Source organism: Pseudomonas sp. MPC6, assembly GCF_006094435.1.
In the GTDB taxonomy this organism is placed as follows: Bacteria; Pseudomonadota; Gammaproteobacteria; order Pseudomonadales; family Pseudomonadaceae; genus Aquipseudomonas.
Window position 1 is genome coordinate 1760209 of the sequence record NZ_CP034783.1, and the last position, 26077, is coordinate 1786285.

Below are 26077 nucleotides of genomic sequence, written 5' to 3' on the forward strand. Positions count from 1 at the left end.
TAGGGGTCGAGAGATGTCAGTCGCTACCAGCCTTGTGGAAGATCAGCCGGCCCGGATCACTCCGGCGCCGACCGAGGTGCTTTATCACTTCAACGAATCGCCGTTGCTGGCCCGTCAGAGCCAGCAGGAATCGAATGCCCGCAGCTACCCGCGACGCATTCCCCTGGCACTCAAACGCGCCAGAGGCCTCTACGTCGAGGACGTCGAGGGTCGTACGTTCATCGACTGCCTGGCCGGCGCTGGCACGCTGGCGCTGGGGCATAACCACCCGGTAGTGATCGAAGCGATCCAGCAAGTGCTGAGCGATGAACTGCCGTTGCACACCCTTGACCTGACCACCCCGGTCAAGGATCAGTTTGTCCAGGATCTGTTCGGCCTGCTGCCACCTGCCTTGGCCGCTGAAGCGAAAATCCAGTTCTGCGGCCCCACCGGCACCGACGCGGTGGAAGCTGCATTGAAACTGGTGCGCACCGCCACCGGCCGCAGCACGGTGCTGTCGTTCCAGGGCGGTTACCACGGCATGAGCCAGGGCGCGCTGAGCCTGATGGGCAGTCTGGGGCCGAAAAAACCCTTGGGTGCCTTGCTGAGTAACGGCGTGCAGTTCATGCCGTACCCCTACGATTACCGCTGCCCGTTCGGTCTCGGTGGCGCGCAAGGGGTACAGGTCAATCTCAATTACCTGGAGAACCTGCTCAATGACCCGGAAGCCGGCGTGCAGTTGCCGGCGGCGGTAATCGTCGAAGTGGTGCAGGGCGAGGGCGGGGTGATCCCGGCCGATCTCGACTGGCTGCGCGGTCTGCGGCGGATTACCGAACAGGCGGGCGTGGCGCTGATCGTCGATGAGATCCAGAGCGGATTTGCCCGCACCGGCAAGATGTTTGCTTTCGAGCATGCCGGGATCATTCCGGATGTGGTGGTGCTGTCCAAAGCCATCGGTGGCAGCCTGCCGCTGGCGGTGGTGGTCTATCGCGACTGGCTCGACACCTGGCTGCCGGGCGCCCATGCCGGGACGTTCCGCGGCAATCAGCTGGCGATGGCGGCTGGCTCCGCGGTGATGCGTTACCTGACCGAACACCGCATCTGCGAGCACGCTGCCGCCATGGGCGAACGCTTGAGCGAACACCTGCGCATCCTGCAGCGGGACTTCCCGCAACTGGGTGATATTCGCGGGCGCGGCTTGATGCTTGGCGTGGAACTGGTTGATCCGACCGGCGCGCCGGATGTCCAGGGGCACCCGCCGATTTTTGCTCGCCTGGCGCCGCTGGTGCAGCGCGAATGCCTCAAGCGCGGGCTGATCCTCGAACTTGGTGGCCGTCACGGTGGTGTGGTGCGCTTCCTGCCACCACTGGTGATTACCGCCGCGGAAATCGATCGGGTCGCCGAGATTTTCGGCCGGGCCATGGCTGCGGCGACCGCCAGCCTGTAAATTTTCCCGCTCCTCGAACGTTCCTTCTACAGACCGGCTGCGCACGCAGTGCAGCCCACCCCTACAGCGATGGAGACACACCATGACGTCAGTATTCGACCGCGAGGACATCCTCTTTCAGGTCGTGGTCAATCACGAAGAGCAATACTCGATCTGGCCCGATTACAAGGCCGTGCCTGCCGGCTGGCGCACCGTGGGCAAGAGCGGTCTGAAAAAGGAATGCCTGGCCTACATCGAGGAAACCTGGACCGACATGCGTCCGCTGAGCTTGCGGCAGAAGATGGAAGAGCAGGCGGCTGTGGCGCACTGAGTCAGTCATGCAAAAAAAGCCCGCTGAAGATGGCAGTCAGCGGGCTTTTTCAGGTCTGGGATTTGTGTTGCCTATCAAGCCGCCTTCGCGAGCAAGCCCGCTCCCACATTGGATCTCTGGCGAACTCAGAATTTGTGATCGCTAGAGATCCAATGTGGGAGCGGGCTTGCTCGCGAAGAACGATGACGCGAATTAACTGACTATCCCCCGCTCAATCCCTTGATCACCAAATCCACATTCCCCTCCAGCTCCGCCACCGGATCCGCCGCATCCACGCTCAACACCACCCACCGACTCCCGGCCTCGGCAATCACCGCTTTCACCGTGTCCGAAGGCTGCCGATGATGCAACACCACCGCCACGTCATTGTCTTTCAGCGTCGCGCCCAATGCCTTGAGCGCTTCAGGTGTCCACTCGGCATCCGGCCGCGCATCGACGCCGATCAGCTCCAGGTTGAGGCCACCGGTCAGGTAGCCGAAGTGATCACTGAGGCTCATCACACTGAGGTTGTCGGCATTGGCCAACCGCGCTTCACTGTCTGCGCTGAACTTGAGCAGGCGCTGTTTCAGCGCCGCCAGGTTGGCCTCGATCTGCGGCCTGGCCTCCGGCGCCAGGCGCACCAGATCCGCCGCCATCACGTCCGCCATCCGCCCCATGTTATTACTGGAAAACCACGGCTGACTGTTCAACCCGTCGACCTTGTTGTCCGGCTGCACGGCGATGCCGGGCAGGGCGCCGTCCACCGGGCGGGCGGCATCGACTTCGACGATACGGATATTGCTGCGGCGGGAGATCGGGTACAGCGGATCATCCGCCCACAGCGAACGCAGACCAATCACCGCATCGGCATCGCTCGCCAATTTGGCCAGCGCCGGCGCCCCACGTCCGGTGAAGTAGGCAGTCTGACGGCTGCCAGGCAGGTTCGCCGGCGCCGCCCGTTCAAGGCTGATGTCAGTGCCCTTGAGCAAGACTTCGCCCAGACCGTAAGTGATCGGCAAGGACGCCAGCACGCGCAACGGTTTGGCACCATCCGCCGCAAAGGATGTATGGACCAGCCCGCACAGGGCTATGGCCAGGCTCAATTGACGCAGAGAAAAACACATTTATCCAAGGTTCCCTTTCAGACTGGGGACGACACCACGGGCAATGGCGGCCAGGGCGAAGGCGATGCCGGCTACCAGGATGATCGCGGCGCCGGACGGAATAGGCAGGTCGAAGACAATCGGCGCGAGAATCCCGCACAGCGTGCTGACCGTGGCGATCAATACCGAACACCAGAAGAAACCCTTGAGCGACTGGCTCAGCAAGCGTGCCGCCGCCGCTGGAATCACCAGCAGGGCGCCGACCAGAATCGCGCCGATGACTTTAACCGCGGCTACGGTAATCAGGGTCACCAGAATCACGAACAGGTAATCCAGGGTTTTCACCGCCACACCGCGCACCGCCGCCAGTTGCGGGTTGAAACTGGCGAGCATGATGCGGTTGTACAACGGCAAGGCCAGCGCCATGACCAATGAACCGACGATGGCCAGCACCAGCAGGTCATTGCCGTTGACCGTCAACACCGAGCCGAACAATACGTTTTCCAGAATGTGCACGTTGATTTTGCCCGCCAGAATCAGCAGCAGACTCGCCCCCAGCGCCAGGGACACCGAGAGAAACACTCCGATCAAGGTATCCGGCGCCAGGCCGGTACGGTTGCGCAGGTAGTTGAGCAAGATGCCGAACAACAGGCAGTAGCCGAACAGGCTGCCGTAAGGTCCGGTGTAGGGTTCTCCGAGCAGGATGCCGATGGCCACGCCGGTCAATGCCGCGTGACCCACCGCTTCGGAGAAAAACGCGAAGCGCTTGACCACCACCAGCGTGCCCAGGCCGCCCAGTACCGGGCCGATCAGCAAACCGGCGAGCAGCGCGTTGACCACAAACCCATAGGCCAGCGCCTCGGGCAGATAACCCGACGAGGCCCACCCCTGGACCATCAAGCGAAAGGCTTCGTAACTCATCAGACAGCGCTCCGTGGATGGGTGGAGAACAGGGTCAGCAAACGTTCCGGCGTCAGTGCCTGTTTCGGCGTGGCATCGAACAGCACCCGGCGATTGAGCCCGGTGACGCGATCCGCCAGGCGTCCGACCGCTTCCAGGTCATGCTCGATCCACAGCACGGTGATGCCGCTCCGGCGCCAGTCGCCGAGCAACCGTTCGAACACCTGGATGCCCGCCTCATCGAGGGCCGACATCGGTTCATCGAGTACCAGCAATTGCGGTGCCGGAATCAGACCCTGCGCCAGCAACACGCGCTGGCGTTCGCCGCCGGACAAGGCGCCCATGCGTCGTTTGCGCTTGTCCTGCATGCCGACCCGTTCCAGTGCTTCACCGATCGCTGCCGCGTAATGCTTGCTCAAACCGAGGAACGCCGGACGCCGCTGACACATCGCCGCCATGAAGTCGTCAACGGTCATCGGCAGGCCGCGGTCAAATTCCAGTGCTTGCGGCACATAGCCGATGGTTCCGGGCGTGCCCGGCCATTGCAGGCTCAAGCGACCCTGATGCGGCATCTGCCCGAGCAGGGTCTTGATCAGCGAACTCTTGCCGCCCCCGTTGGGGCCGACCAGCGCATGCACGCTGCCGGGCTGGACCTGGAAAGTCACCTGGTCGAGGATCGTCGTGCGGCCCAGCGTCAGACTGACCTCCGCAAAATCCAGGGTCGGACCCAAACCCTGTGGGAGCGGGCTTGCTCGCGATTGCGGTGTGTCATTGGGCAATGATGTTGACTGACCCACCGCCTTCGCGAGCAAGCTCGCTCCCACAGGGGATTCGGTGTCAGTTGGTCCGGAGGGTTGTGTACTGATGGTTTCTTTAGCCGTCATGCGCCGGACTCCTGAATGGCCCGGACCACGGTATCGAGGTTGCCGGTCATTTCCTTTTCATACTTGTCAGCCGTGTATTCGCCATAGGAGATGTGCGACAGCGGGTACAACTTCACCCCGGACTCACGCTGGATGGTCTCGACGTATGTGGATGGGAAATCCATCTCCGAGAAGATCACTTTCACATCCAGCTCGCGCAACTGGTCGATGGTCTTTTTCAGCTGGCTCGGGCTCGGCTCGATGCCATGGGCCGGCTCGACCACAGCGGTCACTTCGAGGCCGAATTCGCGCAGCAGGTAGTCATACGCCGCGTGCACCGTAGCCACCCGCAGTTCGGCGTTTGGCGCCTGGGTCAGTTTGGCCAGGGCGTCGGCGCGCATCTGCCGCAGGCGTTTACCGTAGGCGCGGGCGTTCTGCGTGTAAGTCTTGGCGTTGGCCGGATCGAGCTTGCCCAGTTCCCGGGCGATGTTGTTGACCTGGGCAATCGAGGCGCTGATCGACAGGAAGGTGTGCGGGTTCACGACCTTGCCGGCGCCGCGGGCGGCGACGCCGGTGGCGGCCAGCAAAGGCACGTTTTCATTGGCTTCGATCACCGGGACGTTCGGCGTTTCGCTGGCGGCGATCATGCGGTCGGCGAAGTCGTCATGGCCGACGCCATTGAGCACGACCACGTCCAGGCCGCTGATGCGCTTGATGTCTTCGGCACGGGGCTCGTAGGCATGCGGGTTGAAACCGGCCGGAATCAGCGGCACGACTTCGGCCTTGTCGCCGACGATATTGGCGACGTAGCTGTAATAAGGGTGCAGGGTGATGCCGATGCGCAGGCGCTTGGCCTCGTCGGCACTGGCCAGGGGTGTCAGCAGGCAGGCGAGCAGGCCGACCAGCAGCAGGCGCAGCAATGAGCGTGGAGATGAACTAGGCATGGGAAAGCGGTCTTCTCTCGGGTGAAGGCGAGGGTTCAGTGCCGGTGCTGGCGCGTCACGCCGGCATCGAATTGCGCGACGATCTGCTGCCAGCCGGCGCTTTCGAGTGCGGCGTCGGAGAGGTCAGTCGGGGCCGCCAGGGTTTGGCCGGGGTTGAGCCAGATGTCCGGCGCATCGTCGTCAGCGCTCAGGCGCATCAGAAACGAACCGGCCACCGTGGGCACCTGGCTCTGACCGAAGTAGGCCTTGGCTTCAAGCAATTGCCAGGCATGACCGCCACGGCTGACGGAACTGGCATCCTGCGCAAACGGCGCGAAACCTTCATCGGCGAGGACTTCAGGGGTCGGCAGGGTTTGCTGTTCCTGGCGCAGCAGATGAATTTCGTCCAGCGTCACCCGCAGGTCGGCGTAAATGCCTTGCTCGGACGCGCTCAGGTCGCGACGGGCATCCAGTTGATGGCTGTCGACGTTACTCACTTCCTGGGATTCATGGCGCCAGGCGACCACCGAGCCGGCCACCGCCAGGATCAGCAGGCACAACAGCAATACATAAAGGGTTTCATGACCGGCTCCGGCCGGGCGGACGACGTGGGTGGTTGGCGTGCTCATGGGGCCTCGATGTCCGCTTGGTCGATCTCGACGACGTGACCGGGGCCGGCGTCGAACAGCACGTAGAACTCGGCGCCGGGCTTCTTGAAGGTCAGGGTCGAATCGGCACCGAGTTTGCCCGGCACCAGGATGGTTTCGTCATAGCCGATCACGTCCAGGGTCACGCCCGGCGCGCCGCTGCCATCGGAAAAGCCGCCGGTGCACTGGATCTGCTCGGCGTCGATGGCCTTGCACTCGCACATCGGGTTGTGGGCCAGGGCGCTGGTGCTGAAACCGGCGCAAAGCACCAGCAACGCGGCGCTCAGAGGACGGATAACAGTAATCATGGTTTGCCTCCTTGTTGGTTCAGCCAGGCGAGGGTGGCCGGGGAGGCCTGACTCAGCGGAATGGATGCCTGATGCATGCTGCCGTCCCAGCCTTCCATGGTGATCCACAGCTCGGCGTCGGCCTTGGTCTTCTCGGGGATCGGCAGCATCGCCCCCATGCGGTACGGCGTGCCGAAGAAAATCACCCCGGCGGCGCGCAGGCTGCGTGGCTTGCCGATGCGCAGGTAAGTCGCCTTGACCTGATCGCGGCAGCTGTCGCACAACGCAGCGTTGAAGTTCTTCATGTAGCCGGCCGGGCCATCGAGTCTCGGTGCTTCATTGCGCAGCTCGGCCAGGCGCAGGCTCCAGGGCCCGACCTGAACCTCACCGATTTCCCGCTCACCCAGGCCCGTATCACCGCGAAACAGTGCGGCATCGGCGAAGTACTTGGGCATGAATCCCAGTGGCACCAGCAACAGCAGGACGTTGATGTGAAAACGCCATTTGTGCCAGAAACGGCTCAGTTTCGAGCCTGGTTTTTCTGCGGCGAACAGGCTCATTGGCTGACCTCCGTGGTTTCACGGCTGGCGGCCGCAGCAGTCTGGTTGCGCGGGGTTTTGTTGCTGCGCTTGAGGGCGTTGGCCGTGGCCAGGGCGGTGCGCTTGGTCCAGATCAGCAGGCCGCTGAGGACCATCATGCTCAGGATCAGGCCGAAGAAGAACCAGATCAGTTTGATCCAGAGGCCGCCGAAATCGCCGGTGTGCAGCGGCCGCATGGATTCGGTGACCAGCTCCAGGCCCGAGCGGTCCGACAGCAGGCGGGTCGCGCCGACGTCGCCGGTGTACGGGTTGATTTCGGCGGTCTGGAACATCAGCGGGTACCAACTGCGGCCCCCCACCGACAGGTAGCTGTAGGCATTGGCGGGCAGGCTGACGAAACTGTCTTCCAGTCCGGGAATGCTGGCCTTGGCCTGCGCAATCGCGGCTTCCAGGCTGATCATCGGCGCCGGCGCGCCATCGGCGGTCATCGGCACGCTTTCGCGCGGGACCACCAGCGCTACCGGCGCGGTGGAAATCGAAACCTGGTTATCGAACAGGAAGGCTTCGATCAGGAACCAGGTGCTGGTGACGGAAATCACCGCGATGAACCAGATCGACCAGATGCCGCTGAGGCGGTGAAAGTCGCCCCAGAAGATCCGGGCGCCTTGACGAATGCGCAGGGTCGGTCGGAAAAAGCCTTTCCAGAAACGCTTGTAGACCACCAGCCCGGTGACCAGGGACGCGAGCAACGGCAGGCTGAGGAACGACACCAGGTACCAGCCCCAGCTGTAACCGTTGGTGAACGGCACCAGCCACCAGCCATGCAGGGCGCGGGTAAAGGCCTTGAAATTGAATTGCGGGGCCGTGCCCTGGATCACGCCGCTGTACGGGTTGACGTAGACCGTCACCGAGCGACCGTCGGGATAGCTGACGTCCACGTCGAGGGCGAAGTGCGATTCGTCGGGCCGACTGATGGACTCGACCAGGGTGTTGGGTTCGGCTTTCTTGATGGCGGCGATGATCTGGTCATAGCTGAGCAGCGGCGCATCGTCCGAAGGCTGGCTGGCGCGCATCTGCGGGTTGGCCAGCCAGACGATTTCCTGGCTGACCACCGCCAGGGTGCCGGTCACGCAGACGATCAGCACGAAAAACCAGATCGGCAAGGCCAGCCAGCTATGCACCAGAAACCAGAGTTTTGAGCGGGATTTCTTCGACATGATTAAAGGTCTTGTTTCGATGAGAGGGCCTCTGCTGCGGGCTTCCCAGCGTTGAGGTCGATGAAGGCCCGGCCGTGGCTTTTGTCTGCACGGCCTGACTGCATCTATATAAGACGAATGAGCATCGGAAATCCCGAAGGGGGATATGAAAGAAAATGTTTCGTGTTTCGCGAAAACTGATTTTCTTTGGAAGGGACGCCCCCGCGCCGGTGGATGATCGCCAGTGCGGGGGAGATTCAGGTCAGGGTAGTACCGAGGTCAGAGCAGGAAACCCAGCGCTTCGCTGAGCAGCAATGCAGGGGCTTCTTCAGCGAGGTAATGGCCGGCGGGCAGCGCCTTGCCGCGGACATCGGTGGCCACCTGTTGCCATTCCTTGAGCGGTTCGAAGCAGCGCCCGACCGTGCCTTCGGCGCCCCACAGCACCAGCAATGGCAGGTTCAGGTGATGGCCAGCCGCGATGTCCGCGCGGTCATGCTCGAGGTCGATGCTGGCGCTGGCGCGGTAGTCCTCGCAGATGCCGCGGGCGGCGCCCGGCAATTTCAGGCAGCGCAAATATTCGCCAAAGGCCTCGGCGGTGAAGGGTTTGAGGCCGGCGCTGCGACTGCCTATCACGCTGCGCAGATACGCTTCGGGGTCGGCTTCGATCAAGGTTTCCGGCAATGGCGCGGGGCGGATCAGGAAGAACCAGTGCCAGTAGGCGCGGGCAAAGGCTTCGTTGGTTTGAGTGTACATCGCCAGGGTGGGCGCGATGTCGAGCAGCACCATGCGGTGCACGGCGGCGGGATGATCCAGCGCCAGGCGATGGGCCACCCGGGCGCCACGGTCGTGTGCCAGGACCGAGAACTGCTCGAAGCCCAGGGACTTCATCAGCTCCACATTGTCCTTGGCCATTTCGCGTTTGCAATAGTGGCTGTGTCCGTCAACGGCCGGTGGTTTGCTGCTGTCGCCATAACCGCGCAGGTCGGCGGCGATCACCGTGAAGTGCTCGGCCAGTTGTTCGGCGACCTTGTGCCAGAGGACGTGGGTCTGCGGGTGGCCATGCAACAGCAGCAGGCCCGGCCCGCTGCCGCCGATGCGGTAGGCAATGTCCACACCGTTGACGTGGCGCTGGTCTTTCAGGAATCCGGCAAACATGGGATGGCTCCTTGTTGTAGTGGCCTGCATCCTGAAATTGTTGGTGCGCCAGGACAAGGCGCAAAGTGTGGTGCGATTGTTCATGAAGTGTGTTCAAGGGGATATGCAGTGTTGGTGATGGCCCCATCGCGGGCAAGCCACGCTCCCACAGGTTTTTTGTCGTTCTTGATAATTGCGAACGACACAAAACCTGTGGGAGCGACGGTGCGACGATTCGACTTGCTCGCGAAGAGGCCCGCCAGTCACCGAAGATTTCAGCCCTGCTGGAACATCTCCTTGGCCCGCTGCTCAATCTGCTCCTGAGTCAGGTCCTCCTTGTGCGTAGCCAGGAACCACAAATGCCCATAGGGATCCTTCAAGGTTCCCGAACGGTCGCCGTAAAACTGATCCTTGACCTCGGACACCACCGTGCCGCCTGCCGCAATCGCTTGTTTAAAGGACGCATCCACATCCTTCACGTACAGATGCAGCCCCACGGAAGGCGAGGTGTCCGGATTGCTCAGCGGCCCCTGATCGCAAGGCGTGCCCAGCATGATCGGGCAATCGCCAATACGCAGTTCGGCGTGGCCGATGCCACCATCCGGCATGGACAGGCGCATGACTTCGGTGGCGCCAAAGGCTTTCTTGTAGAACTCGATGGCTTCGGCAGCTTTTTGAATGCCCAGATACGGGGTAATGCTGTGATAGCCCTCTGGAATGGGTTTGACGCTCATGACGGTTCTCCCTTTTTATTGTGAGTTGACGAGGTTTCGTCGGTCTGCAGCCGAACCAGTGTAGGAGATGTCGAAGATTCGGGCCGCGTTCGGACGATCTCTTGATTTTGATCTTCAACCGTCGTCAAGTTCCCAAAAAATCGCAGCTGCGGCGGCGCCCAAGCCCGCGATGGCCGCACCGCTATTTGGAACCTGGCCCCGACTCCAGGAGCTGCGCCCCCGGACCCTGTTCCCCCAACACATCACCGAAATTACGCAACGGACACGCCTCCATCGACAAACACCCACACCCTATGCAGCCGTTCAGCTTGTCCCGCAGCAAGGTCAGTTGATTGATCCGCTCATCCAGATCCCGACTCCATTGTGCCGACAATTGCTTCCAGTCCGCCGCCGTCGGCGCCCGGCTGTCCGGCAGGGACTTCAAGGCCTGGCCGATCTCCGTCAACGGAATCCCCAGCCGCTGCGCCACTTTGATCAACGCCACTCGCCGCAATACTTCCCGTGGAAAACGCCGCTGGTTGCCCTGATTGCGATTGCTTTTGATCAACCCCCTGGATTCATAAAAGTGCAGGGCGGTGACGGCCACGCCGCTGCGCGCCGCCACTTGGCCAACTGTGAGTTCTTTATGCAGGTTTTCCGAGCTGATCATTTAAAAAATGCCCCTTGACCTCTAGTTAACTAGAGGTTTTACCCTGCAGGCCTTCGGATCGCAAGATCCGTCTTACAGGTGAGTGGGGACTATTCATGCAGGCGCCAGAGAAAAATCGCAGCTTTACCCAACTGATCGAATTCGAGATCGAACCCCATCAGCAACCGGCACTGGTCTCGGCGCTGTCGGCCCAAACCGAGCGCCTGGCCCAGTGTTACTCAGGGTTTCTGAGCGCCAGTATCCAGGCCAGCGACGACGGTCGGCGGGTGCTCAATTATCTGCAATGGCAATCCCGCGAGGCCGGGGAAGCCGCGTTTCAGGGGTTTGAAAGCGGCGAACAGGATTTCTGGCAGCTGATACGTGCCCATCAGGCAAAAGCCGTGACGTTCGGCTCGTTCCAGGTTCTGCACAGCCTGGAGCGCAGCCACGACAATGCGCTGCACTGCAATCTGGTGGGTTAGATCGAGCGCAAATTTCCGAATGTCGACGGATATGTCGACGGACTCGTACAGCTGCGTTAGCCAAATTCAATACCCACTATCGAGAGCGTTGATTTCTGTCCATCCAGCGGCGCGAGTAGCCTGGGTTCATTGCCCGAACCCAGTTGTCAGGACGCCAGACCATGAAACACCTACTCGCCACTTTTCTGCTGCTCGCCGCCACCGTTCTCGCCGGATGTGCCAGTCACGGTTCCCCGGAACTGCGGCCCTACACCGCTGAAGAAAGCAAGGAACTGGCGCTGGAAGCATTGAATCGTCGAGGCTTGTCCTTCGATGAATACCACGCAAAAAAAGCCGAACTGCTCGGTGAGCCGCAGAAGTCGTTCAGCTTCGACAAACAAGGCGTAATGAGCGCAGAGCGTACAGTACAACTTCACGGTCGACCAAGTTGAGCGACTGTACTGCTCGAAGTTTCACCCAACTGTCCGTGGGTTTCGCGCAAGGGGTGCGATAGGGTCAATACCTGACTGACCCTGACGGACTGCCACCGATGACGCTCTCGCTCGATCTGCTGCTGGGTTTCGCCCTGTTTGCCTTGGTTACATCGATCACCCCAGGCCCGAACAACACCATGTTGCTGGCATCGGGCGTGAACTTCGGCTTTAACCGGACCATCCCCCATATGCTTGGCATTACCTGCGGTTTCTTCGTATTGGTCGTGGCCGTGGGGTTCGGCCTGGGCGCGGTGTTTCAAACCTATCCATTGCTCTACACCGTGTTGCGCTACATCGGGGCAGCGTATTTGCTGTACCTGGCGTGGAAAATCGCGCATTCCGGACCCGTCTCGGACGCCGGGCAGAGCGACGCCAAGCCGATCAGCTACCTGGGTGCGGCGGCGTTTCAATGGGTCAACCCCAAGGCCTGGATCATGGCGATCGGTGCCATCAGCACTTACACACCCCTGCAGGGTTATTTCACCAATGTGATCGTGATTGCCGCGGTCTTTGCCCTGATCAACTTGCCGAGCGTCGGTGTCTGGGCCGCTTGCGGCACGCTATTGCGCAACGTGCTGAAGGATCGCCGCTGGTTGCGCCTGTTCAATTGGGGCATGGCCGCGCTGCTGGTGGCTTCGCTGTATCCGATATTGCTCGAAAGCTTTCACTGACGCATCGCTTCAACCGGTTGCCCGATGCCTGTTAAGCTCGACTTCAGGAGCGTTCCAACGCACTTTTAAATGAAGTTGTTCTTCTTTAACGGCCTCCGATCAGGTATTTCTAAGGTTCCGGACGATCGGCGCAGCTCACGAGGCTGCGCCTTGACCCTTCGGTAACGAGCTTCCTGATCCCGGAACACGCTCTGCGAGTCTTCTATGAATAAACGTCCACTGTATTTCGACTACGCCGCCACCACGCCGGTGGATGAGCGGGTCATCCAGGTCATGATCGAATGTCTGGGTTTCAACGGCAATTTCGGCAACCCGGCCTCCAGCTCCCATGCGTTCGGCCAGCAGGCCCGGCAATCGGTCGAGCAGGCACGGCATCAGGTGGCGGAGCTGGTCGGTGCCCAAGCGGCGCAGATCGTCTGGACTTCCGGCGCCACCGAATCGAACAATCTTGCCCTCAAGGGCGTGGCCCAGGCGCGCGGCGTTGGCGGTGGCCACATCATTACCAGCCAGATCGAACACAAGGCGATCCTCGATACGGCGAAACAATTGCAGGACGCCGGTGTTGCCGTGACGTATCTGGTGCCTGACGCCGAAGGCCTGATTACCCCGCAAGCCGTCAGCGAAGCGATGCGCGAGGACACCTTCCTGGTCTCGCTGATGCTGGTCAACAATGAACTGGGCACCGTCACTGACATACCGGCCATTGGCCGCGTAGTGCGCGATCGCGATGCGTTGTTCCATGTCGACGCGGCTCAGGGCGCGGGCAAGGTGGCAATCGACCTGGCCGAATGGCCGGTGGACCTGATGTCGTTTTCCGCCCACAAGATTTATGGCCCCAAGGGCATCGGCGCATTGTACGTCGGCCCGCGCGCGCAGCCGCGCTTGCAGGCGCAGATCCACGGCGGCGGTCACGAAGGTGGCTTGCGTTCCGGAACGCTGGCGACTCACCAGATCGCGGCCATGGGCGCAGCCTTCGAGTTGGCGGGGCAATTGTTCGAGGATGAGAAAGCCGTGATCGAGCATCTGCATGAACGCCTGCTCGAGCCGCTGCTGGGCATTCCTGGCGTTCGCCTCAATGGCAGCCCGACCCGGCGCATTCCCCATACCCTGAGCCTGACCTTCAACGAAGGCGAGTTCAGCGCTGCGGCGTTGAGCTCCTCGATCGCCTTTTCCGCGACCTCGGCCTGTAACTCCGCCAGCAACGCGCCCTCCCATGTGCTGCTGGCCCTGGGACACGACGCCCGCTCGGCGAGCCGTACCATTCGCTTGAGCCTGGGACGTTTCACCACCGAGCAGGATGTCGATCAAGCGGTACACCTGATCAAATCGGCCTGCACCAGTGCTCCGGCATTCTGGGCGACAGGGCCATAAAGCGCCGGCTTCGATCGGCACTCAACAATAATGATGCAGTGGTTAGCAGGAGACACGATGAGTACGCAGCCTTCGATCAATGGATCGGTGCCCGAGCGCCTGGCGCACACCCGCGAGCTGATGAGCCGGGAGGGCATTCACGCTCTGCTGGTGCCGTCGGCCGACCCGCACCTGTCGGAATACCTGCCGGGCTATTGGCAAGGGCGGCAATGGCTGTCGGGTTTTCATGGCTCGGTCGGCACGCTGATCGTGACCCGGGACTTTGCCGGCGTCTGGGCTGACAGCCGTTACTGGGAGCAAGCGGGCAAGGAACTCCAGGGCAGCGGGATCGAACTGGTCAAGCTGCAACCGGGGCAACCCGGCCCATTGGACTGGCTGGCCGAGCAAACCCCTGAAGGCGGCGTCGTCGCGGTGGATGGTGCCGTGATGGCCGTGGCTTCGGCGCGTACCCTGGGCGGCAAGCTCGAAGAGCGCGGCGCACGCCTGCGGACCGACATCGACCTGTTGAGCGAAGTCTGGAGCGACCGCCCGAGCCTGCCGAACGAGCCGATCTATCAACACTTGCCGCCGCAGGCGACTGTCAGCCGCGGCGAGAAGCTCGCCAAGCTGCGCGAAGTATTGAAGGCGCGCGGTGCCGACTGGCATTTCATCGCCACCCTCGATGACATCGCCTGGCTGTTCAACCTGCGCGGCGGCGACGTGTCGTTCAACCCGGTGTTCGTCTCCTTCGCCTTGATCAGCCAGCAGCAGGCCACCTTGTTCATTGCCCTGAGCAAGGTCGATAGCGAATTGCGCGCAGTCCTCGAACAGGACGGCGTGACCCTGCGCGATTACAGCGAAGTGGCCGACGCCTTGCGTGCCGTGCCGAGCGGCGCCAGCCTGCAAGTTGATCCGGCGCGGGTGACGGCGGGTCTGCTGGAAAACCTGAACAGCGGCGTGAAGCTGGTCGAGGGCCTGAACCCGACGACATTGGCCAAGTCGCAGAAAAGCCTGGCCGATGCCGGGCACATTCGTCAGGCCATGGAGCAGGACGGCGCGGCATTGTGCGAATTCTTCGCCTGGCTGGAGTCGGCATGGGGCCGTGAGCGCATCACCGAACTGACCATCGACGAACACCTGACGGCCGCGCGTACCCGACGCCCGGGTTATGTGTCCCTGAGCTTCAACACCATTGCCGCGTTCAACGCCAATGGCGCGATGCCGCATTACCACGCCACCGAAGAAGAGCACGCGGTGATCGAGGGCGACGGCCTGTTGCTGATCGACTCCGGCGGCCAATACCTGGGCGGCACCACCGACATCACGCGGATGGTCCCGGTCGGCACGCCGACGGATGAGCAGAAACGCGATTGCACGCGGGTACTCAAAGGCGTGATTGCCTTGTCCCGGGCCCAATTCCCGAAAGGCATCCTGTCGCCCTTGCTGGATGCCATCGCTCGCGCGCCGATCTGGGCCGACAGCGTCGACTACGGTCACGGCACCGGTCATGGCGTCGGCTACTTTCTCAACGTGCACGAAGGACCGCAGGTCATCGCCTATCAAGCGGCAGCCGCGCCGCAAACGGCCATGCAGCCAGGCATGATCACGTCCATCGAGCCGGGCACTTACCGTCCGGGCCGCTGGGGCGTACGGATCGAGAACCTGGTATTGAACCGCGAGGCGGGCAAGAGCGAATTCGGTGAATTCCTCAAATTCGAAACCCTGACCCTGTGCCCGATCGACACTCGCTGCCTGGAGCCGTCGCTGCTGACCGAAGATGAAAAACAGTGGTTCAACGCTTACCACGCCGAGGTGCGCGAACGCCTGAGCCCGCTGCTCGACGGCGCAGCCCTGGCGTGGTTGAACTCCCGAACCGCGGCTATCTGATCGGCATGAGTTCAGGCGCTGTCGCCAGCGCCTGGCTCATTTCGTCGAGATCCGATTCAAGGCTTCAAGCACGAACTCCAGCCGATCCTGGCCAAAGAACAACTCGTCACCGACAAACATGCTTGGTGCGCCGAATACACCCCGTTGCACCGCTTTCTCGGTGTTGGCCTTGAGTGCGGCTTTGACGTGCTCATCGCCGGTCAGGGCCAGCACTTCCTCCGGATCGAAGCCGTGCTGTGTCAGCACCGACGCGACCGTCGCCAGGTCATCGAGGCTGCGGCCTTCGACCCAGAGGGCGTGGAACAGGCAGTCGATGAACGCCTGAAAGCGTTCCGGATGGCGCAACTGCATGCCCGTGACGGCGCGCATGAGCATCAGGGTATTGATGGGAAAGTGCGGGTTGAACTTCAGTGGCACACCGTAGCGCCGGGCATAGCGGTCCAGGTCTTGAAACATGTAGCGGCCCTTGGCCGGGATGGTCGCCGGGGAGGCGTTGCCGGTGGCTTTGAACACGCCACCCAGCAGGATCGGAATGTAGATCAGGCGACTGTCGGTCTGCGCGCAGATCTTTGGCAGTTGGGTATAAGCCAGGTAGGTCGCGGGGCTGCCGAGGTCGAAAAAGAACTCCAGGGTTTTGCTCATGGTCGATGCGCTCTGCTTATTGTTATAGGGGAGGGCTTACCAACGTTCATTCCACGGACGCAGGTCCAGTTCGAAGGTCCAGGCGTCCCGGGGCTGGCTGTGCAGGTACCAATAGTTCTCGGCGATGTGCTCGGGGTTGAGGATGCCATCCTGCGCCTTGGTCGCGTACTTCTCCGGAAAGCTGTCACGGATGAAGTCCGTATCGATGGCGCCGTCGACGACGACATGGGCTACGTGAATATTCATCGGGCCCAGCTCCCGGGCCATGCTTTGGGCCAGCGCGCGAATCCCGTGTTTGGCGCCGGCAAAGGCCGCAAACCCCGCCGCACCGCGCAAGCCGGCGGTGGCGCCGGTGAACAGGATGGTGCCGCGTTGACGCTTGGCCATGCGCTTGGCCACTTCACGGCCATTGAGAAATCCTGAGAAGCAGGCCATTTCCCAGATTTTGAAATACTTGCGGGCGGTTTCTTCGAGAATGCTGCACGGCACATTGGCGCCGATGTTGAAGACGAACGCTTCGATAGGCCCGATCTCGGATTCGATCTGTTCGACCAGCGCAATCACCTCTTCTTCCTTGCGCGCATCGCAGGCGAATCCGTGGGCTTGTGCGCCGCTGGCCTGGATGGCCTCCACCAGTGGCTGGAGTTTGTCCGCGCTGCGCCGAGTAACGCAGGCCACAAAACCTTCCCGGGCAAAACGCTTGGCGATGGCGCCGCCGGTGGCATCCCCTGCGCCGACCACCAGTACGACCTTCTTATTGTTCATGGGCAGATCCCTTTTGGTAAACGATCGTTAACTAAACGAACGTTATGCTACGATTCGGCAGGCGTCAAGGCGATCAACTCTGAGGGCAGGCAATGCGTTACTCGGTCAGTCACAAGCAGGAAACCAAGGAGAAGCTGCTGCAAAGCAGTGCGGAGTCGGCCAAGCAATCCGGTTTTGCAACGGTAGGAGTCGACGGCTTGATGAAAGCGATCGGCTTGAGTGGCGGGGCTTTTTACAGCCACTTTTCGTCCAAGGATGAACTGTTCGCGTCAATCGTCGAGCGCGAGTTGAGCCAAAGTCTGGCTCGGCTGGGGGCTGATCAGGACCTGGCCAAGCTTGAGCGTTGCCTCAAGCTTTACCTGACCATGGCCCATGTCGAGCATCCGGGATCCGGCTGTGCGTTGCCGGCCCTGGGCGCGGAGATTGCCCGTTCGGACATCATGATTCGCCAGCAGGCGGAGCATTGGATTTGTCGGCTGCAGGAGAGTTGGGCGCAGGTCCTGGAGAGTGACAGCCTGGCCTGGGCGATACTGGCGCAATGCATCGGTGCGTTGGTCGTGGCGCGGATGTTGGCCACTCCAGACCTGCAGCGCAAGGTGCTGAAGTCCAGTCATGAAGAGATCTGCCGCCAGATCGCAGGCCCGCGAACCTGACCAGGCGGCCTATTTGCAGATGACGATCATGCTGCGGCTGGTGTAGCCGGCAGGATTGAGACCAAATGGATAGTCGCCAGGTTCTTCCACCGAGTCCCCCGACTTGGCGATAACCTTGTAACCCTTGGGCGCACATGAGTTGGCAGCGCTGGTGTAGCACTTGTCCCAGGAGGACGACAGTCCGGAACAGTTTATATGCAGCCCTTTCTTGCCATGTTTGATCGTGGGTTTCGACGTCGCCGCGCAGCCCGCAACCGCCAGTACGGCGATCAGTATCAAAATTCGTTTCATTACTGTCCTTATAGCGTCCCCGGATCTTGATGCCCGGGTCTTGCCGTATTCGCTTTCGCTGGAAGCGTCTCCGATGTCCCTATCTATGAATATCCATGTCTGGCACCGCGTTGCGGGTCTAAACATGGCCTAATTGCGCGATAAATACCAGACCCTCTTAAAAAAACTGATGTCAATCCGCCACGATGGCGGGCTTGGCGGCGTTGCCCATGGTCATGGTCGCACCGACGGACGCCAGAATGATGCACAGGATAGCCATCCATTGTGACAGCGAGAGGTATTCCTGGAGGAACAACAGGCCGGACAATGCGCCGAACGCAGGTTCAATGCTCATCAGCGTGCCAAAGGTCCGGGCCGGCATGCGGGTGAGGGCGACCATCTCCAATGTGTAGGGCACTGCGGTGGACAGCAGGGCGACACCAATGGCGATGGGGATCAGCGACGGAGTCAGCAGGGCGGCGCCCGCGTGGACGATGCCGATCGGGGCGACGAACAATGCGGCAATCATCACCCCCAGTGCTGCGGTCTGCACGCCATTGTCGTTACCGGCTTTTTGCCCGAACAGGATATACACCGCCCAGCAGACACCCGCCCCCAAGGCATATCCGGCACCTGCCAGGTCGATACTGGCGGAGGCGGCGCCAGTCGGTATCAACAGCATCAGGCCGACGGCAGCCAGGGCGATCCACACGAAATCGATGGCCCGTCGCGAGGCATAGATGGCAACCGCCAGGGGGCCGGTGAACTCCAGTGCCACTGCGATGCCCAGGGGCACGGTACGCAAGGACATATAGAAGAGGAGGTTCATGCCGCCCAGCGCCATCCCGTAGACAATCACTGTGCGCAGGGATTTCGCCGTGAGCGTTGCCCGCCATGGGCGCAGTATCAGCAGCATGATCACGCTGGCAAAAACCAGGCGCAGGGCAGTGGTCCCTTGAGCGCCCACAACGGGAAACATGCTTTTGGCCAGGGAGGCTCCAGACTGGATCGATGCCATGGCTATTAATAGCAGGCCCACCGAGTACAGGGTCGAGGCAAGGCTGCGGGGCTGGTCATTCATGGTGTGGCATCGTCCGAAGTAGGAAACGAGAGTGTAGTGCTGATTGTTGGGCAATATACTGCGCATTCATTGCCGGCGCGTCTATATATAAGCGGTGTTTTTGCAGATCTTGATAGAAAAGCGTAATCAGGGCTTGACGGCAGATTCTGTAAGCCTATAATTCGCCCCACTTCCGGCGCAGTCGAAACGGAAAACTCCTTGGTAAACAAAGAGTTACGCAGTTTTCGACAGTGAGTTGCTTCAGTTCATCGAAGCCCAGAAGGAGTTGATCAGGCAGTGTGTTGTCGCCTTATCAACGGTTCGATCTTCTCGGTCGAAAGCGGAGTAAAAGAGGTGTTGACAGCAGCGAGTAACGCTGTAGAATTCGCCTCCCGCTGACGAGAGATCGGAAGCGCCAAGTGGTTGAAGTTGTTGAGGATTTCCAAGCGAAACTTTGAAAACTTCTGAAAATAACCGCTTGACAGCAGCAGAGGAAAGCGTAGAATGCGCGCCTCGGTTGAGACGAAAGATCTTAACCAACCGCTCTTTAACAACTGAATCAAGCAATTCGTGTGGGTGCTTGTGGAGTCAGACTGATAGTCAACAAGATTATCAGCATCACAAGTTACTCCGCGAGAAATCAAAGATGTAACCAACGATTGCTGAGCCAAGTTTAGGGTTTCTTAAAAACCCAAAGATGTTTGAACTGAAGAGTTTGATCATGGCTCAGATTGAACGCTGGCGGCAGGCCTAACACATGCAAGTCGAGCGGTAGAGAGAAGCTTGCTTCTCTTGAGAGCGGCGGACGGGTGAGTAATGCCTAGGAATCTGCCTGGTAGTGGGGGATAACGCTCGGAAACGGACGCTAATACCGCATACGTCCTACGGGAGAAAGCAGGGGACCTTCGGGCCTTGCGCTATCAGATGAGCCTAGGTCGGATTAGCTAGTTGGTGAGGTAATGGCTCACCAAGGCGACGATCCGTAACTGGTCTGAGAGGATGATCAGTCACACTGGAACTGAGACACGGTCCAGACTCCTACGGGAGGCAGCAGTGGGGAATATTGGACAATGGGCGAAAGCCTGATCCAGCCATGCCGCGTGTGTGAAGAAGGTCTTCGGATTGTAAAGCACTTTAAGTTGGGAGGAAGGGCATTAACCTAATACGTTGGTGTCTTGACGTTACCGACAGAATAAGCACCGGCTAACTCTGTGCCAGCAGCCGCGGTAATACAGAGGGTGCAAGCGTTAATCGGAATTACTGGGCGTAAAGCGCGCGTAGGTGGTTTGTTAAGTTGGATGTGAAATCCCCGGGCTCAACCTGGGAACTGCATTCAAAACTGACAAGCTAGAGTATGGTAGAGGGTGGTGGAATTTCCTGTGTAGCGGTGAAATGCGTAGATATAGGAAGGAACACCAGTGGCGAAGGCGACCACCTGGACTGATACTGACACTGAGGTGCGAAAGCGTGGGGAGCAAACAGGATTAGATACCCTGGTAGTCCACGCCGTAAACGATGTCAACTAGCCGTTGGGAGCCTTGAGCTCTTAGTGGCGCAGCTAACGCATTAAGTTGACCGCCTGGGGAGTACGGCCGCAAGGTTAAAACTCAAATGAATTGACGGGGGCCCGCACAAGCGGTGGAGCATGTGGTTTAATTCGAAGCAACGCGAAGAACCTTACCAGGCCTTGACATCCAATGAACTTTCCAGAGATGGATTGGTGCCTTCGGGAACATTGAGACAGGTGCTGCATGGCTGTCGTCAGCTCGTGTCGTGAGATGTTGGGTTAAGTCCCGTAACGAGCGCAACCCTTGTCCTTAGTTACCAGCACGTAATGGTGGGCACTCTAAGGAGACTGCCGGTGACAAACCGGAGGAAGGTGGGGATGACGTCAAGTCATCATGGCCCTTACGGCCTGGGCTACACACGTGCTACAATGGTCGGTACAGAGGGTTGCCAAGCCGCGAGGTGGAGCTAATCCCAGAAAACCGATCGTAGTCCGGATCGCAGTCTGCAACTCGACTGCGTGAAGTCGGAATCGCTAGTAATCGCGAATCAGAATGTCGCGGTGAATACGTTCCCGGGCCTTGTACACACCGCCCGTCACACCATGGGAGTGGGTTGCACCAGAAGTAGCTAGTCTAACCTTCGGGAGGACGGTTACCACGGTGTGATTCATGACTGGGGTGAAGTCGTAACAAGGTAGCCGTAGGGGAACCTGCGGCTGGATCACCTCCTTAATCGACGACATCAGCTGCTCCATAAGCTCCCACACGAATTGCTTGATTCATTGAAGAAGACGATAGAAGCAGCTTCAAGCTTTAAGCTACACGCTTCAAGTTTGATTGCGCTAAGCATCAAAATTGGGTCTGTAGCTCAGTTGGTTAGAGCGCACCCCTGATAAGGGTGAGGTCGGCAGTTCGAATCTGCCCAGACCCACCAATTTTGCTTGTGTGGGAAACGCCTGTAGAAATACGGGGCCATAGCTCAGCTGGGAGAGCGCCTGCCTTGCACGCAGGAGGTCAACGGTTCGATCCCGTTTGGCTCCACCATTTACTGCTTCTGACGTTAGAGTTTAGAAATGAGTATTCCGTTGTGAATATTGATTTCTAGTCTTTGATTAGATCGTTCTTTAAAAATTTGGGTATGTGATAGAAAGATAGACTGAACAACACTTTCACTGGTGTTGGATCAGGCTAAGGTAAAATTTGTGAGTTGCTCTTAATTGAGTATTATCGAATTTTCGGCGAATGTCGTCTTCACAGTATAACCAGATTGCTTGGGGTTATATGGTCAAGTGAAGAAGCGCATACGGTGGATGCCTTGGCAGTCAGAGGCGATGAAAGACGTGGTAGCCTGCGAAAAGCTTCGGGGAGTCGGCAAACAGACTTTGATCCGGAGATGTCTGAATGGGGGAACCCACCTAACATAAGTTAGGTATCTTAAGCTGAATACATAGGCTTAAGAAGCGAACCAGGGGAACTGAAACATCTAAGTACCCTGAGGAAAAGAAATCAACCGAGATTCCCTTAGTAGTGGCGAGCGAACGGGGACTAGCCCTTAAGTGGCTTTGAGATTAGCGGAACGCTCTGGAAAGTGCGGCCATAGTGGGTGATAGCCCTGTACGCGAAAATCTCTTAGTCATGAAATCGAGTAGGACGGAGCACGAGAAACTTTGTCTGAATATGGGGGGACCATCCTCCAAGGCTAAATACTACTGACTGACCGATAGTGAACTAGTACCGTGAGGGAAAGGCGAAAAGAACCCCGGAGAGGGGAGTGAAATAGATCCTGAAACCGTATGCGTACAAGCAGTGGGAGCCCACTTTGTTGGGTGACTGCGTACCTTTTGTATAATGGGTCAGCGACTTATTTTCAGTGGCGAGCTTAACCGAATAGGGGAGGCGTAGCGAAAGCGAGTCTTAATAGGGCGTCTAGTCGCTGGGAATAGACCCGAAACCGGGCGATCTATCCATGGGCAGGTTGAAGGTTGGGTAACACTAACTGGAGGACCGAACCGACTACCGTTGAAAAGTTAGCGGATGACCTGTGGATCGGAGTGAAAGGCTAATCAAGCTCGGAGATAGCTGGTTCTCCTCGAAAGCTATTTAGGTAGCGCCTCATGTATCACTGTAGGGGGTAGAGCACTGTTTCGGCTAGGGGGTCATCCCGACTTACCAAACCGATGCAAACTCCGAATACCTACAAGTGCCGAGCATGGGAGACACACGGCGGGTGCTAACGTCCGTCGTGAAAAGGGAAACAACCCAGACCGTCAGCTAAGGTCCCAAAGTTATGGTTAAGTGGGAAACGATGTGGGAAGGCTTAGACAGCTAGGAGGTTGGCTTAGAAGCAGCCACCCTTTAAAGAAAGCGTAATAGCTCACTAGTCGAGTCGGCCTGCGCGGAAGATGTAACGGGGCTCAAACCATACACCGAAGCTACGGGTATCACTTAGGTGATGCGGTAGAGGAGCGTTCTGTAAGCCTGTGAAGGTGAGTTGAGAAGCTTGCTGGAGGTATCAGAAGTGCGAATGCTGACATGAGTAACGACAATGGGTGTGAAAAACACCCACGCCGAAAGACCAAGGTTTCCTGCGCAACGTTAATCGACGCAGGGTTAGTCGGTCCCTAAGGCGAGGCTGAAAAGCGTAGTCGATGGAAAACAGGTTAATATTCCTGTACTTCTGGTTATTGCGATGGAGGGACGGAGAAGGCTAGGCCAGCTTGGCGTTGGTTGTCCAAGTTTAAGGTGGTAGGCTGGAATCTTAGGTAAATCCGGGATTCTAAGGCCGAGAGCTGATGACGAGTGTTCTTTTAGAACACGAAGTGGTTGATGCCATGCTTCCAAGAAAAGCTTCTAAGCTTCAGGTAACCAGGAACCGTACCCCAAACCGACACAGGTGGTTGGGTAGAGAATACCAAGGCGCTTGAGAGAACTCGGGTGAAGGAACTAGGCAAAATGGCACCGTAACTTCGGGAGAAGGTGCGCCGGTGAGGGTGAAGCATTTACTGCGTAAGCCCATGCCGGTCGAAGATACCAGGCCGCTGCGACTGTTTATTAAAAACACAGCACTCTGCAAACACGAAAGTGGACGTATAGGGTGTGACGCCTGCCCGGTGCCGGAAGGTTAATTGATGGGGTTAGCTAACGCGAAGCTCTTGATCGAAGCCCCGGTAAACGGCGGCCGTAACTATAACGGTCCTAAGGTAGCGAAATTCCTTGTCGGGTAAGTTCCGACCTGCACGAATGGCGTAACGATGGCGGCGCTGTCTCCACCCGAGACTCAGTGAAATTGAAATCGCTGTGAAGATGCAGTGTATCCGCGGCTAGACGGAAAGACCCCGTGAACCTTTACTATAGCTTTGCACTGGACTTTGAATTTGCTTGTGTAGGATAGGTGGGAGGCTTTGAAGCGTGGACGCCAGTTCGCGTGGAGCCAACCTTGAAATACCACCCTGGCAACTTTGAGGTTCTAACTCAGGTCCGTTATCCGGATCGAGGACAGTGTATGGTGGGTAGTTTGACTGGGGCGGTCTCCTCCTAAAGAGTAACGGAGGAGTACGAAGGTGCGCTCAGACCGGTCGGAAATCGGTCGTAGAGTATAAAGGCAAAAGCGCGCTTGACTGCGAGACAGACACGTCGAGCAGGTACGAAAGTAGGTCTTAGTGATCCGGTGGTTCTGTATGGAAGGGCCATCGCTCAACGGATAAAAGGTACTCCGGGGATAACAGGCTGATACCGCCCAAGAGTTCATATCGACGGCGGTGTTTGGCACCTCGATGTCGGCTCATCACATCCTGGGGCTGAAGCCGGTCCCAAGGGTATGGCTGTTCGCCATTTAAAGTGGTACGCGAGCTGGGTTTAGAACGTCGTGAGACAGTTCGGTCCCTATCTGCCGTGGACGTTTGAGATTTGAGAGGGGCTGCTCCTAGTACGAGAGGACCGGAGTGGACGAACCTCTGGTGTTCCGGTTGTCACGCCAGTGGCATTGCCGGGTAGCTATGTTCGGAATAGATAACCGCTGAAAGCATCTAAGCGGGAAACTAGCCTCAAGATGAGATCTCACTGGGACCTTGAGTCCCCTGAAGGGCCGTCGAAGACTACGACGTTGATAGGTTGGGTGTGTAAGCGCTGTGAGGCGTTGAGCTAACCAATACTAATTGCCCGTGAGGCTTGACCATATAACACCCAAGCAATTTGTGAACTCGAAAGAGGCCAGATTGCGGTGTGTGAAGACGAAATGAACCGAAAGTTCGAATCTCACTAAACACCGAAAGCTATCACATACCCGATTTGCTGAAGCGAAGCCGACTGGCTACGACTCAGTACCCGAATTTCTTGACGACCATAGAGCATTGGAACCACCTGATCCCATCCCGAACTCAGCAGTGAAACGATGCATCGCCGATGGTAGTGTGGGGTTTCCCCATGTGAGAGTAGGTCATCGTCAAGATTAAATTCCGAAACCCCTATCTGCGCATGCAGGTAGGGGTTTTGTTTTTGCCTGGAATAAAGCGAAATCCTGTAGGAGCGAGCTTGCTCGCGAAGGTCGCCAACGATGACGCTGGCCTCCTGACACCCCGCGGTGTCCTGAAGTTTTTCGCGAGCAAGCTCGCTCCTACGCACGTCGCCTTCGCATCAGTGAAACTTCGGCAGCACGTACTCGGCGATCTCCTCGATAACTTCGGCCACCGGTCGTTCGCTGCGACGCACATGCAAGCCAACATGCTGCACCCCCGCCTCACGCAAAGCCTGAAGCTCATCAATCAGGGCCAGCCGCCCACAGCAGCCACCGAAACGCACACGGCGCATCGGGGCATGGGGGGTGGCCGCCAGATCCATGTGCACGAAGCTGATGTAGGGCTTGTCAGCGCCGACTTCCCGCCACAGCCCTACTCGACGACGATGTTCGTCCGGCGTGCCAGGGTAAGCAAGCCAACCATCCATGTGTTGGCCAATCCAGGCCGGGGATTGTTGACCGAGACCGGCTACCAGCAACGGCACCGGCTGGTCCCGTTCGGGAAACAACCGGGCACCTTCAGGCAATCGGCCTTCGCCTTGACTGCGCAACAACTCGACCGTCTCGCGAAAGATCTCCCCCCGCTGTTCATAGTCCACCCCGAACAACGGATATTCCATCGGCCGGTCACCGCTGGCCACTCCCAGCAGCAAGCGCCCGTCACTCAATTCATCGACGCTGTTGGCGGACTTGAGCGTGAGCCAGGGCTGACGCAGTGGCAGCACCACCGCCGCCGTGCCCAGCATGATGTTATCGGTGATTCCCGCCAGGTAGCCCAGGTAGGAAAAGGTTTCGAATACCTGTGCGGCATCGCCGAAGTGGGGGTCGTAAACCGGCACGTCACGTACCCACAGGGCGCGGAAACCCGACTGGTCAGCCAGGCGTGCCATGGCTGCGTGCTGCTTCAGATCGGGAACGCCAAACGGCCTGTCCTCGGCGATCCGCAGTCGCTGCCCATCGCTGGACCAATCATTGTCCAGCGGCAACTCCAGTCCGATGGAAAATCCATTCGAGCCGAGTAATCGTTTAAAACGTGGGTGCATGAAAGACTCCAGATAGCACAAAGGGAATGACATGCACCCAGTATCTACAGGCGCTACAGCAAGAAAAATGCATGAATCGGAATATCAGTCT

At 59.1% G+C, this 26077-nt stretch carries 24 protein-coding genes, 2 tRNA genes and 3 rRNA genes; 13 read left to right on the plus strand and 16 right to left on the minus strand.

Annotated features, from left to right (window positions below; translation table 11 throughout):
• Positions 1–13 precede the first annotated feature (13 nt).
• Together ELQ88_RS10240 and ELQ88_RS10245 are read left to right on the plus strand one after the other, a co-directional pair.
• Positions 14–1426, plus strand: a complete 1413-nt coding sequence (locus ELQ88_RS10240; protein ID WP_128870982.1) for an aspartate aminotransferase family protein — start codon at positions 14–16, stop codon at positions 1424–1426.
• An 82-nt stretch (positions 1427–1508) separates the two neighbouring features.
• The gene (locus tag ELQ88_RS10245) at positions 1509–1736 is read left to right on the plus strand and encodes an MbtH family protein (protein WP_008152757.1); all 228 of its coding nucleotides are present in this window, start codon (positions 1509–1511) and stop codon (positions 1734–1736) included.
• 200 nt (positions 1737–1936) lie between these two features.
• Here ELQ88_RS10245 and ELQ88_RS10250 read toward each other — a convergent pair whose 3' ends face one another.
• The 11 genes from ELQ88_RS10250 to soxR form a co-directional block, all read right to left on the minus strand.
• Positions 1937–2839 (minus strand): zinc ABC transporter substrate-binding protein, encoded by a 903-nt coding sequence (locus tag ELQ88_RS10250; RefSeq protein WP_138964898.1) that lies wholly within the window; start codon positions 2837–2839, stop codon positions 1937–1939.
• A complete protein-coding gene (locus tag ELQ88_RS10255) occupies positions 2840–3739 on the minus strand; it encodes a metal ABC transporter permease (RefSeq protein ID WP_003226663.1) in 900 nt (299 codons plus the stop codon).
• Positions 3739–4602 carry a metal ABC transporter ATP-binding protein gene (locus tag ELQ88_RS10260; protein ID WP_138964900.1) on the minus strand — a complete coding sequence of 288 codons (864 nt, stop codon included), beginning with the start codon at positions 4600–4602 and terminating at the stop codon, positions 3739–3741. The genes ELQ88_RS10255 and ELQ88_RS10260 overlap by 1 nt, the downstream gene beginning before the upstream one ends.
• Positions 4599–5525, minus strand: coding sequence for a metal ABC transporter substrate-binding protein (locus tag ELQ88_RS10265; protein WP_128870978.1), 927 nt, complete (start codon positions 5523–5525; stop codon positions 4599–4601). The genes ELQ88_RS10260 and ELQ88_RS10265 overlap by 4 nt, the downstream gene beginning before the upstream one ends.
• A gap of 35 nt (positions 5526–5560) precedes the next feature.
• Positions 5561–6133 carry a DUF6162 family protein gene (locus ELQ88_RS10270; RefSeq protein ID WP_128870977.1) on the minus strand — a complete coding sequence of 191 codons (573 nt, stop codon included), beginning with the start codon at positions 6131–6133 and terminating at the stop codon, positions 5561–5563.
• Complete coding sequence (locus ELQ88_RS10275) at positions 6130–6459, minus strand: hypothetical protein (RefSeq protein ID WP_138964902.1); 330 nt, start codon at positions 6457–6459, stop codon at positions 6130–6132. The genes ELQ88_RS10270 and ELQ88_RS10275 overlap by 4 nt, the downstream gene beginning before the upstream one ends.
• Complete coding sequence (locus ELQ88_RS10280; protein WP_128870975.1) at positions 6456–6998, minus strand: thiamine pyrophosphate-binding protein; 543 nt, start codon at positions 6996–6998, stop codon at positions 6456–6458. The genes ELQ88_RS10275 and ELQ88_RS10280 overlap by 4 nt, the downstream gene beginning before the upstream one ends.
• Positions 6995–8194, minus strand: coding sequence for a PepSY domain-containing protein (locus ELQ88_RS10285; protein WP_128870974.1), 1200 nt, complete (start codon positions 8192–8194; stop codon positions 6995–6997). Before ELQ88_RS10285 ends, ELQ88_RS10280 begins: the two co-directional genes overlap by 4 nt.
• A gap of 258 nt (positions 8195–8452) precedes the next feature.
• On the minus strand, positions 8453–9328 hold the full coding sequence (locus ELQ88_RS10290) for an alpha/beta fold hydrolase (RefSeq protein ID WP_138964904.1): 876 nt from the start codon (positions 9326–9328) through the stop codon (positions 8453–8455).
• Positions 9329–9582: 254 nt separating this feature from the next.
• Positions 9583–10041 (minus strand): VOC family protein, encoded by a 459-nt coding sequence (locus ELQ88_RS10295; RefSeq protein ID WP_138964906.1) that lies wholly within the window; start codon positions 10039–10041, stop codon positions 9583–9585.
• Between the two features lie 181 nt (positions 10042–10222).
• Positions 10223–10690 carry a redox-sensitive transcriptional activator SoxR gene (gene soxR, locus ELQ88_RS10300; RefSeq protein WP_128870971.1) on the minus strand — a complete coding sequence of 156 codons (468 nt, stop codon included), beginning with the start codon at positions 10688–10690 and terminating at the stop codon, positions 10223–10225.
• Positions 10691–10785: 95 nt separating this feature from the next.
• Here soxR and ELQ88_RS10305 point away from each other — a divergent pair, with 95 nt between their 5' ends.
• The 5 genes from ELQ88_RS10305 to ELQ88_RS10325 all read left to right on the plus strand — a co-directional run bounded on the left by ELQ88_RS10305 (position 10786) and on the right by ELQ88_RS10325 (position 15532).
• Positions 10786–11151, plus strand: coding sequence for an antibiotic biosynthesis monooxygenase (locus ELQ88_RS10305; RefSeq protein WP_128870970.1), 366 nt, complete (start codon positions 10786–10788; stop codon positions 11149–11151).
• 161 nt (positions 11152–11312) lie between these two features.
• Complete coding sequence (locus ELQ88_RS10310; protein WP_138964908.1) at positions 11313–11582, plus strand: DUF547 domain-containing protein; 270 nt, start codon at positions 11313–11315, stop codon at positions 11580–11582.
• Positions 11583–11680: 98 nt separating this feature from the next.
• Positions 11681–12295: a LysE family translocator gene (locus ELQ88_RS10315; protein ID WP_128870968.1), complete on the plus strand. Its 615-nt coding sequence runs from the start codon at positions 11681–11683 to the stop codon at positions 12293–12295.
• A 204-nt stretch (positions 12296–12499) separates the two neighbouring features.
• Positions 12500–13666, plus strand: a complete 1167-nt coding sequence (locus tag ELQ88_RS10320) for an aminotransferase class V-fold PLP-dependent enzyme (protein WP_138964910.1) — start codon at positions 12500–12502, stop codon at positions 13664–13666.
• A 57-nt stretch (positions 13667–13723) separates the two neighbouring features.
• On the plus strand, positions 13724–15532 hold the full coding sequence (locus tag ELQ88_RS10325) for an aminopeptidase P family protein (RefSeq protein WP_138964912.1): 1809 nt from the start codon (positions 13724–13726) through the stop codon (positions 15530–15532).
• A gap of 36 nt (positions 15533–15568) precedes the next feature.
• Here the strand turns inward: ELQ88_RS10325 and ELQ88_RS10330 are convergent, their stop codons facing one another.
• Together ELQ88_RS10330 and ELQ88_RS10335 are read right to left on the minus strand one after the other, a co-directional pair.
• Positions 15569–16174, minus strand: a complete 606-nt coding sequence (locus tag ELQ88_RS10330; RefSeq protein WP_138964914.1) for a 2-hydroxychromene-2-carboxylate isomerase — start codon at positions 16172–16174, stop codon at positions 15569–15571.
• 36 nt (positions 16175–16210) lie between these two features.
• Complete coding sequence (locus tag ELQ88_RS10335; protein ID WP_138964916.1) at positions 16211–16939, minus strand: SDR family oxidoreductase; 729 nt, start codon at positions 16937–16939, stop codon at positions 16211–16213.
• Between the two features lie 92 nt (positions 16940–17031).
• Here ELQ88_RS10335 and ELQ88_RS10340 point away from each other — a divergent pair, with 92 nt between their 5' ends.
• Positions 17032–17592: a TetR/AcrR family transcriptional regulator gene (locus tag ELQ88_RS10340; protein ID WP_128870962.1), complete on the plus strand. Its 561-nt coding sequence runs from the start codon at positions 17032–17034 to the stop codon at positions 17590–17592.
• A gap of 9 nt (positions 17593–17601) precedes the next feature.
• Here the strand turns inward: ELQ88_RS10340 and ELQ88_RS10345 are convergent, their stop codons facing one another.
• Positions 17602–17883 carry a hypothetical protein gene (locus ELQ88_RS10345; RefSeq protein ID WP_128870961.1) on the minus strand — a complete coding sequence of 94 codons (282 nt, stop codon included), beginning with the start codon at positions 17881–17883 and terminating at the stop codon, positions 17602–17604.
• Positions 17884–18055: 172 nt separating this feature from the next.
• Positions 18056–18943: a threonine/homoserine exporter RhtA gene (gene rhtA / locus ELQ88_RS10350; RefSeq protein WP_128870960.1), complete on the minus strand. Its 888-nt coding sequence runs from the start codon at positions 18941–18943 to the stop codon at positions 18056–18058.
• 682 nt (positions 18944–19625) lie between these two features.
• On the opposite strand from rhtA, the gene ELQ88_RS10360 reads away from it, so the two are divergent.
• The 5 genes from ELQ88_RS10360 to rrf all read left to right on the plus strand — a co-directional run bounded on the left by ELQ88_RS10360 (position 19626) and on the right by rrf (position 24877).
• A 16S ribosomal RNA gene (locus ELQ88_RS10360) occupies positions 19626–21162 on the plus strand.
• 125 nt (positions 21163–21287) lie between these two features.
• Positions 21288–21364: transfer RNA gene (locus ELQ88_RS10365), tRNA-Ile, on the plus strand.
• 34 nt (positions 21365–21398) lie between these two features.
• Positions 21399–21474 (plus strand) — tRNA-Ala (locus ELQ88_RS10370).
• A 239-nt stretch (positions 21475–21713) separates the two neighbouring features.
• Positions 21714–24605 (plus strand): 23S ribosomal RNA (locus ELQ88_RS10375).
• A 156-nt stretch (positions 24606–24761) separates the two neighbouring features.
• Positions 24762–24877: ribosomal RNA gene (rrf, locus tag ELQ88_RS10380) — 5S ribosomal RNA — on the plus strand.
• Together the 16S, 23S and 5S rRNA genes with 2 tRNA genes alongside form the textbook arrangement of a ribosomal RNA operon.
• 185 nt (positions 24878–25062) lie before the next feature.
• Here rrf and ELQ88_RS10385 read toward each other — a convergent pair.
• Positions 25063–25986, minus strand: a complete 924-nt coding sequence (locus tag ELQ88_RS10385) for a TIGR03571 family LLM class oxidoreductase (RefSeq protein ID WP_138964919.1) — start codon at positions 25984–25986, stop codon at positions 25063–25065.
• Positions 25987–26077 lie beyond the last annotated feature (91 nt).

What these genes read in the sequence shown, in the direction of transcription:
- ELQ88_RS10240 (WP_128870982.1), top strand. Translation starts at nt 14, where the DNA reads ATGTCAGTCGCTACCAGCCTTGTGGAAGATCAGCCGGCCCGGATCACT.
- ELQ88_RS10245 (WP_008152757.1), top strand. Translation starts at nt 1,509, where the DNA reads ATGACGTCAGTATTCGACCGCGAGGACATCCTCTTTCAGGTCGTGGTC.
- ELQ88_RS10250 (WP_138964898.1), bottom strand. Translation starts at nt 2,839, where the DNA reads ATGTGTTTTTCTCTGCGTCAATTGAGCCTGGCCATAGCCCTGTGCGGG.
- ELQ88_RS10255 (WP_003226663.1), bottom strand. Translation starts at nt 3,739, where the DNA reads ATGAGTTACGAAGCCTTTCGCTTGATGGTCCAGGGGTGGGCCTCGTCG.
- ELQ88_RS10260 (WP_138964900.1), bottom strand. Translation starts at nt 4,602, where the DNA reads ATGACGGCTAAAGAAACCATCAGTACACAACCCTCCGGACCAACTGAC.
- ELQ88_RS10265 (WP_128870978.1), bottom strand. Translation starts at nt 5,525, where the DNA reads ATGCCTAGTTCATCTCCACGCTCATTGCTGCGCCTGCTGCTGGTCGGC.
- ELQ88_RS10270 (WP_128870977.1), bottom strand. Translation starts at nt 6,133, where the DNA reads ATGAGCACGCCAACCACCCACGTCGTCCGCCCGGCCGGAGCCGGTCAT.
- ELQ88_RS10275 (WP_138964902.1), bottom strand. Translation starts at nt 6,459, where the DNA reads ATGATTACTGTTATCCGTCCTCTGAGCGCCGCGTTGCTGGTGCTTTGC.
- ELQ88_RS10280 (WP_128870975.1), bottom strand. Translation starts at nt 6,998, where the DNA reads ATGAGCCTGTTCGCCGCAGAAAAACCAGGCTCGAAACTGAGCCGTTTC.
- ELQ88_RS10285 (WP_128870974.1), bottom strand. Translation starts at nt 8,194, where the DNA reads ATGTCGAAGAAATCCCGCTCAAAACTCTGGTTTCTGGTGCATAGCTGG.
- ELQ88_RS10290 (WP_138964904.1), bottom strand. Translation starts at nt 9,328, where the DNA reads ATGTTTGCCGGATTCCTGAAAGACCAGCGCCACGTCAACGGTGTGGAC.
- ELQ88_RS10295 (WP_138964906.1), bottom strand. Translation starts at nt 10,041, where the DNA reads ATGAGCGTCAAACCCATTCCAGAGGGCTATCACAGCATTACCCCGTAT.
- soxR (WP_128870971.1), bottom strand. Translation starts at nt 10,690, where the DNA reads ATGATCAGCTCGGAAAACCTGCATAAAGAACTCACAGTTGGCCAAGTG.
- ELQ88_RS10305 (WP_128870970.1), top strand. Translation starts at nt 10,786, where the DNA reads ATGCAGGCGCCAGAGAAAAATCGCAGCTTTACCCAACTGATCGAATTC.
- ELQ88_RS10310 (WP_138964908.1), top strand. Translation starts at nt 11,313, where the DNA reads ATGAAACACCTACTCGCCACTTTTCTGCTGCTCGCCGCCACCGTTCTC.
- ELQ88_RS10315 (WP_128870968.1), top strand. Translation starts at nt 11,681, where the DNA reads ATGACGCTCTCGCTCGATCTGCTGCTGGGTTTCGCCCTGTTTGCCTTG.
- ELQ88_RS10320 (WP_138964910.1), top strand. Translation starts at nt 12,500, where the DNA reads ATGAATAAACGTCCACTGTATTTCGACTACGCCGCCACCACGCCGGTG.
- ELQ88_RS10325 (WP_138964912.1), top strand. Translation starts at nt 13,724, where the DNA reads ATGAGTACGCAGCCTTCGATCAATGGATCGGTGCCCGAGCGCCTGGCG.
- ELQ88_RS10330 (WP_138964914.1), bottom strand. Translation starts at nt 16,174, where the DNA reads ATGAGCAAAACCCTGGAGTTCTTTTTCGACCTCGGCAGCCCCGCGACC.
- ELQ88_RS10335 (WP_138964916.1), bottom strand. Translation starts at nt 16,939, where the DNA reads ATGAACAATAAGAAGGTCGTACTGGTGGTCGGCGCAGGGGATGCCACC.
- ELQ88_RS10340 (WP_128870962.1), top strand. Translation starts at nt 17,032, where the DNA reads ATGCGTTACTCGGTCAGTCACAAGCAGGAAACCAAGGAGAAGCTGCTG.
- ELQ88_RS10345 (WP_128870961.1), bottom strand. Translation starts at nt 17,883, where the DNA reads ATGAAACGAATTTTGATACTGATCGCCGTACTGGCGGTTGCGGGCTGC.
- rhtA (WP_128870960.1), bottom strand. Translation starts at nt 18,943, where the DNA reads ATGAATGACCAGCCCCGCAGCCTTGCCTCGACCCTGTACTCGGTGGGC.
- ELQ88_RS10385 (WP_138964919.1), bottom strand. Translation starts at nt 25,986, where the DNA reads ATGCACCCACGTTTTAAACGATTACTCGGCTCGAATGGATTTTCCATC.